Here is a 5109-nt window from a genome sequence, read left to right as displayed (position 1 = left end):
TTTTTGGCTACCATAGAGGATATAGATAAATTGGCGAGGTAGTTAACAATGTTTGGCAAACCAGCGAAGGAACCGAACCCACCGGAGGTAAAAGACCTACAGGAAGTGATGTTTTCAATTAAGCAAAATCTCGAACCGGATCAGGATAAAGCTGATATTAATCTTGTTGATCCTCCCACTCCAGAGATAGTTACTGTAGTTGAAAATATTAGTAAAATTCTCTCTCCCTATTTTATCGTTTTGGTGGGTTTATTTCTCTATGATCGGAATAGTTTTATCGGTTTTTTGTTAGTCTTTACGGGAGTTTTAGCGATTTTTGGAGTTTCCCTCAAGGATATTAATAAACTCGTTGAAGAAGGGAAAAAGTTTTTCCAATCTAAGTAGTTTTATCCTCTGGATATGGTGATAACTGATAACTGATAACTGATAACTGATAACTGATATAAGATTATGTCTTTAGTTGCATCTTTACTCGATCGAGTATCTCCTCAGAGTTTACAACAATTGCGAGCCAGCGATCGAGCTTGGCAAGCTTTGCGTTTAGAAAATCCAGTTATTCCTACGGTAATTAATCAAAGTCAAGAATCTTTAGGAGAGACGGATTTTGATCTAGTGATTGCGGGGGGAACCCTGGGAATTTTTATCGGGGCTGCTTTGCAAACTAGGGGCTGGCGTGTGGCATTATTAGAAAGAGGTATTCTGCGCGGTCGTGAGCAGGAGTGGAATATTTCACGTTTAGAATTAAGCAGTTTTTTAGAGTTAGATTTATTGACCGAAGCTGAATTAAATCAAGCGATAGCGACGGAATATAATCCTGGGAGGGTGGGATTTTATCAAGGTTATGAGCTTTGGGTCAGAGATATTTTAAATATCGGTGTTGATCCGGTTTATTTGCTAGAGACTTTAAAAAATAAGTTTTTGCAAGCGGGAGGAAAGTTATTAGAAAATTCGTGGTTTAGCGGGGCGATTGTTCATCCAGATGGAGTAATGGTTAAAACGGGAGAAGTGACTTTAAAAACCCGTTTATTAATCGATGCCATGGGTCATTTTTCAGCAATTGCAAAACAGGCAAGAAAAGGAGAAAAACCCGATGGAGTTTGTTTAGTGGTGGGTAGTTGCGGTCAGGGTTTTCCCAGTAATGAAACTGGTGATTTGATTTATTCTTTTACCCCAATCTTGCACCAATGTCAATACTTTTGGGAAGCATTTCCCGCTAGGGATGGTCGGACAACTTATTTATTTACCTATCTTGATACCCATCCCGATCGCTTTAGTTTAGAATTTTTGATGGAGGAGTATTTAAGATTACTGCCAGAGTATCAAAAGGTAGATTTAGAAGCGGTAAAATTTCAGCGTTTTCTAGCGGGTTTTTTCCCTGCCTATCGTCAAAGTCCTTTAAAAATGCCCTGGTCAAGAATTCTGGCAGTGGGAGATAGTAGCGGTAGTCAATCTCCGGTAAGTTTTGGTGGTTTTGGGGCAATGGTTAGGCATTTAAAAAGGCTAACTTTCGGCATCGAGGAAGCTTTACAAATCGATGCTTTAAACCGAGAAGATTTAGCCCTTTTACAACCCTATCAACCGAATATATCGGTAACGTGGCTATTTCAAAAAACCATGAGTGTCCAGATATATGCTAACCCTAATCCCAATCAAATTAATGACTTAATGAGTGGAGTTTTTCGGGTAATGGACAAGTTGGGAGATGAGGTATTAAAACCGTTTTTACAGGATGTGGTGCAGTTTTCTTCCCTCTCAAAAACTTTGCCTTTGGTTAATCCTCAATTAGTTTTACCGATGATTCCGCAAGTGGGTATCAGTCCTTTTATCGATTGGACGGGACATTATTTTAATTTAGCTTTGTATAGTGGTTTATATCCCTTGGCAGCCACCTTAAAACCTGTTTTAGAAAAGTTACCCGACAAGCAAAAATATCTTTACCATCGTTATTTAGACAGTTGGAAATATGGCTCCGGGGGAGATTTTATCAGTAAACAGTAAACTGATAACTGATAACTGATAACTGATTTAATCTTTATCTTGAAAAAATTGTTGATCGAGATAATTAACTTTAGCATAGGGTTCTAAAGCGGAGAGAATTTGTCTGCCATAACTGCGGGCATTGACACGATTATCGAGGACAGCCACACAACCTTGACACTCCCGGAGAGACTGGACAGATTGCTGAATTTCCCTCACCGCTGTGGGTAAAAGATAGGCACGAAACCAGTCGAGATGTTGTCGTTTGTAGTAAGCAATTTTGCCAGCAACGAGAGGATTTTCGGGGGATGGTAAGGGTAAAGTAGCGATAATTAATAAACTGGGAGTCGGAAATTTTTCTTGATGGGTTTGCCAGAATTGCCAACCACAAACCAGAATAGTATTATTATTAATCTCAGTTTTTTCCACTTGCACTCGCGAACCGTAATCGGCTGCGATTTGGGTAGCAATTTGTGCCTTGAGGGGAACATCTTCAATGAGGATTACTATCGGTTGTTCACTGGTATGATTAGCACTAACTAATTCCCGCACTTGCTTTAATAACATCGGTTGAAATTCGGGAGTATTGGGGGCGCTGATGCGATCAGGTAGATATAAATGAATATATTCACTTTCGCGATCAGCTGCAAACTTTAGAGTTAAAATTTCTCCGATACCCTGATTTTGACGGTATAAATTAGCGGATTTTTCGCTATCTAAAAAACTGCCGATTAAAACAAAGGGTTGCTGCTGCCAAATCGGTTTGAAAAAACTAGCCACCTCCAAAGGACTGATTTTTAGGGTAAATTCTCCTCGCTCTCGATCTACTGATGTCCAGAGGAGATAATTATGCTCGGGGATTTTTGCGGCTAAAAGTTGCCAAGCAGAATCAGTGGCTAAGTCTTGATGCAAGCGTTGCAGGAGAGCAATTATATATTCTTTTTCTTTGGCATCAATAAGATAGCAATTATAGGGATTAATTGGATGACCAAGAATACTTTGGCCAAGTTGTGCTTTAATTAAGTCTATAATCTCTCTATGCTGGGGATATGCTGACCCTAAAGCGAACCATTGTTCGGGAGTAATGGTGACGGTGAGATGATCTACTAGACAAGTTTCTAAATCTTCGGCTCGATCGATTATCGTGGGGATATTCTGGGGAAAATGACCGAGATTGTCCAATTTATCCTCTAACCATTGTTGGGGTGTGGTGAGGAGTAAACCGGTAAAATTAGCGGGAAAGCGATCACTTTTGAGGATATCTCGCTGAGTTTGTAACCATGCTTGCAGATGGGGGATTTCCACTTCTAACAGTAGGTTGACTTCTGACTCCGGGGCAACAATTAGAACAGGTGTATCAGCTAAAAGAGCTGGGGTGAGATAACTGAGACAATAACGGGTGAGAGTAGTTCCAGTTTGTATGAGAGAGGAACGTTTTAGGCGTAAAGCTCTAGCCACCAGTCGCCCCATAGTGAGATGATGAGACCAATAAAAGCGCCCTTGTTCCCGTAAAAAAGCGCGTAGGGAAGAATGAACCGCTGCTTCTAATAAAACCATCTCATCTCAGTTATTGGTTATCAGTGATCGATCATAGCCTTGATTTTGCCACTGATTGCACTCCGAGACTCTCTTACGGTGATTTAGGTTGAAGTTCAAATTCCATCTTGGAACGATAAAAACCTAGAACTAGGTAAATGTGATTTTGCGGTAAAAAAAGCGATAAAAAACCACAATCGAAAATTTTATCAATTTTTACCGCAATTTACAGCCTTAAATTGTCAGGTTTATTTTCTGTTAGGATTTTTTACCACGACGAGATATTAAGGCTCCGATAGCACCGATACCAAAAATGCCCAGTGTCATGGATGGCTCGGGGACGGGAGTGGCAGTGATCTTAAATCCACTGGTGATAAACATTCCGAAAACGTTATCATCATTGGTTGGGTTCACTGTTTTTAAGCGCAGGAAGGTATCTCCATGCGAGATAAAAGCGTCAGGATTAGCACTATTGCCAAGAGCGAGATTATAGTATTCATCATCGATTCGCGGCCCATCCAAGGGGTCATCTAATGGGCCGGGGTTAGTAGGACTGTCACCTATCCCCCCAACAGTTATTAAGCCTCCGTCGGCTCCTTCGCCATCATCCTGTCCTCCTGCGCTACTGGTTAATCGTCGATTATTGGTCGAATTAGTGGTTACGTCAATCTCAGTGGCTTGCCCACTTGGTTGACGGCTATAACTAGAGGCAAGTGAAACCAGAAAATCTCCCCCAGTGTAAGGACTGGCAAAATCAAACTGGCTCGTGTCTCCCCCGGTGGACAGTTCCCCGTCTAAAATAACCGAGGTAAAACCTTGGGTAGAAGAATTGCTGTAGGCAACGACAAGAACCGCACCATCGTTATCGCCATTCTCAACGATACTAAAGTCTTGTAATCCTCCCGTAAAAGAAGAAGCGATGATACTGGTGACATCCCAACGGGCGGTGGTGGCTGGGTTTTGATTGGGACCAAGAATAGTTGCTGAACCCAAGGAAAGTGTACTCCCATTAAAAGTTACTCCGTAAACTGGACTCATATCCCAGACGGAAGTGGCATAGAGATAAGCCCTCTGAATAGTAGAACCTGTGGGTATATTGGCTTGAATAACTCCACTATTAGTTGTACTACCGAAGCCGTCAATAGAAAGGGCAGCGTCGGGAATGACATTTTGTGGTATCAAACCAGCGGAAGCAGGGGCAATGTTTAGGCAAAGTCCAACAGTAATCCCCAGGGGGAGCAATGAATAAGTAAGTTTTTTCATGATGAGCAACTGGCAACAACTTTCAGATTATAGCGTTTATCATGAAGATGAAGTATGGCGGTATTTGTCATCATCTCTGGACGATCAGATAATATTCCGACGTTCCGCCGTTCCGTCGTTCTCTAAAACCAGAAACTTCGTATCTCACTGTTAAGATAACTGCTAATAGACTGCATATCTATTCATAATTTGTGGTTCTTCGTTACTTGGTATGGTTCGATAGGGGGGCATAAATCGACTAAATCCTTATCTGGCAAGAGACTTAATTGATTAGTTCGCTCTAGAGCAAAAACAATTGACAAAAATCGCTAAATGCTTTTCTATATAAGGGTT

4 protein-coding genes are annotated in these 5109 nt (G+C 41.3%); 2 read left to right on the top strand and 2 right to left on the bottom strand.

From position 1 onward, the window contains the following. Positions 1 to 48: 48 nt before the first annotated feature. Positions 49 to 384 carry a hypothetical protein gene (locus PX481_RS19305; RefSeq protein WP_002758693.1) on the top strand — a complete coding sequence of 112 codons (336 nt, stop codon included), beginning with the start codon at positions 49 to 51 and terminating at the stop codon, positions 382 to 384. A 66-nt stretch (positions 385 to 450) separates the two neighbouring features. Beyond that, positions 451 to 1998, top strand: a complete 1548-nt coding sequence (locus PX481_RS19300) for an FAD-dependent oxidoreductase (protein WP_288027533.1) — start codon at positions 451 to 453, stop codon at positions 1996 to 1998. Positions 1999 to 2025: 27 nt separating this feature from the next. Here the strand turns inward: PX481_RS19300 and PX481_RS19295 are convergent, their stop codons facing one another. Together PX481_RS19295 and PX481_RS19290 are read right to left on the bottom strand one after the other, a co-directional pair. Beyond that, positions 2026 to 3534 carry a helicase C-terminal domain-containing protein gene (locus PX481_RS19295; RefSeq protein ID WP_002758689.1) on the bottom strand — a complete coding sequence of 503 codons (1509 nt, stop codon included), beginning with the start codon at positions 3532 to 3534 and terminating at the stop codon, positions 2026 to 2028. A gap of 237 nt (positions 3535 to 3771) precedes the next feature. Then, the gene (locus tag PX481_RS19290) at positions 3772 to 4776 is read right to left on the bottom strand and encodes a PEP-CTERM sorting domain-containing protein (RefSeq protein ID WP_002758687.1); all 1005 of its coding nucleotides are present in this window, start codon (positions 4774 to 4776) and stop codon (positions 3772 to 3774) included. Positions 4777 to 5109: the final 333 nt, after the last annotated feature.

The sequence above is a fragment of the Microcystis sp. M53603_WE2 genome, from assembly GCF_030065435.1.
The sequence above is the reverse complement of the archived record's forward strand: the minus strand, read 5'-3'. Positions and strand labels throughout refer to the sequence as shown.